Source organism: Shewanella sp. SG41-4 (genome assembly GCF_014164505.1).
Lineage (GTDB): Bacteria > Pseudomonadota > Gammaproteobacteria > Enterobacterales > Shewanellaceae > Shewanella.
Map to the genome: position 1 here is coordinate 1 of NZ_JACJFI010000434.1, position 2,395 is coordinate 2,395.

The 2,395-nt window shown below is 36.5% G+C and carries 1 protein-coding gene; it reads left to right on the forward strand.

The genetic code is table 11. The features are described from left to right. Positions 1-930: 930 nt before the first annotated feature. Positions 931-2,395: sensor domain-containing diguanylate cyclase (locus H5202_RS20715; RefSeq protein WP_182773725.1), on the forward strand; the 1,465-nt coding region annotated here is incomplete at its 3' end.

Sequence of the window (2,395 nt, forward strand, 5' to 3'; positions counted from 1 at the left end):
GATGGTAGTGTGGGGTCTCCCCATGCGAGAGTAGGTCATTTCCAGGCGCCTAATTTACTCGAAAGAGTAGTGATAAGCCCGTTACTAACGTAACGGGCTTTTTTACGTCTATAATTTGTGGTCAACATCTATCAATGGTATTAGGTCATGGCAATAGTGTGGCCGATATGCCCATGCGTCCCCTTCGGGGATAAAAGAGTAGGACATTTCCAGGCGCGTAATTGACTTGAAATAGTCGCGAAACAGCCTGCTATTATATAGCGGTTTTTTTGTCCAAAATTTGAACTTAGTTGTTCTGAATATTAATCGTGTTGGTAGTATGTAATTGTATTTGTTAGGTAATATAAATGTTCAATCATTTAAAGCGTCTAATTTACTCGGAATAGTCGTTAAATCGCGCGTAATTATGTAGTTTTTTAGGCCGCAATGTAACTACATGGAGACTTAAAGCCACATGTATGACGGTAAACAAGATGCTAATTTTTAGTCATTTAAGCTATTATGGCGAATTAATGGTGCTCTTATTTAAACTAGGTAGAAGATATCATCAGCATTTATGCTATGTATAGCCGGTTAAGACTCTTATAATTTTTTTATTTAGAAACCTACGTTTTTAGTACATATTTTCGGTTAATGAAAATTGTTAAGGACATGTGTTAGCGTAAGATGCTTTTCCTGTGCTGTATATTCCGAAGACTTTAATCTTATTGATTATATGCTAGTGATTTGGAGCTGTGTGCCATACTTTTTCTTTGTAAATAAAATAACACTTATCAGCTAAACAAGTTAGAGTATGTAGATCTATTTAAAGTGTTTAATAAATAATAAGTTTTTATGTTACATATGCTATTAGGATTCATAATTATTTCTTTACTTATTGATAAGATTACCGCTAGCATATCTTCATATATTTAATTGGGTGGGTTTATTTTGCCTCGGTTGCCAAAACTTTCTCTGTCTCTACTTGTTCCTGCATGTATTTTTTTCCTTTACCTTGGTTTGGTATGTGGGGAGTATGTCTATGAGCATGCAGAGCTAAATGATCAGCTTGCATTGAGACAGTCTGAGCAAATACAAAAAGATTTATTTAGAATGCGTCATGTTGTTGAATCATCTCTGCTGATGCAAGATTTAGAACGAATAGAGCAGGAGGTTGCTTTAGTTTCAACAGATCAAAACATGATGGTATATGTGATACTTGATTCTGGTAGTGAAATTCAATTTGCCAATCATATTATTTGGCGACAAAGTAATGCTACTAATGTGCTAGAAGGTTATTCTGCTGAGTTACATAGGACTGTCATTGCTAACAATAAACCTTATCTAAAGGTCAATTTCGATCGTTTATCCATTCAAGCTTACTACCCGCTTAATGCTAATTCTCGTTATAGTTATTCAAATTCAGTAGAGCTTATTTATTTAGAATATGACATTGCCAATATCTTATCAGAAGCGGTTGATAGCCTATTAAAGCGCTTTATTGAAATATGGGGGATTGGTGCTTTATTGTTGTCGTTATTCTGTGTCATTTTGCATTATTTACTGATTAGACCGCTAACTCAATTAAGCCAAGCCGCTAAGAACCTCGATTCTCCTGACTTCAATACTGATATCGTTTGCACATCGACTGAACTGGTTAACTTACGTGACTATTTGAATCAGGTTAAAGGCCGACTATCTCGTAGTAAAAAACGCCTCAATGATGCAGAGCAACGTTGGCTTTTTGCAGTTGAGGGCGCTCGCAATGGTATTTGGGATTGGTGTATAGCCACTGGGGATGTGTTTGTTTCTGATCGTTGGAAAGACATCCTAGGTTATCAACCTTATGAGCTGGATAATGACTATTCTGTTTGGGAGTCTCGTTTACACCGAGATGATAAGGCTCAGGTATTAAATACCCTACAGAATTATATCAATAATCAACATGAATATTATGAAAGCGTTCATCGTTTACGTCATAAAGACGGACGTTATATTTGGATTCTTGACCGTGGGAAAATAGTTGAGTGGGATGAACTCGGGCGTCCATTTCGGGTGATCGGCACAATTACAGATGTTTCTGGTGATGTCAAGAATCAACATTTTCCTCATGAAAAACAGGGTCATAGTGGCCTTACAGATTTAATTAATCGTGATGTATTAGCTGATCAGCTCTATGATCTACAAGTATTTAGTCGTAAGACCGGACAGTTCTCTGCTTTGCTGATGATCAACTTAGATAATTTTAAACTAATTAATGATGCTTTAGGTCGCCAGCTTGGCGATAGATTATTAATGCAGATAGCTGCACGCTTATCTGGCACATTTTCTAGTGCTGGTTTGGTTGCACGCCTTGGGACAGATGAATTCGTTATTTTAGCCAAAAACTTTGGTAATGATATTGATCAAGCAAACA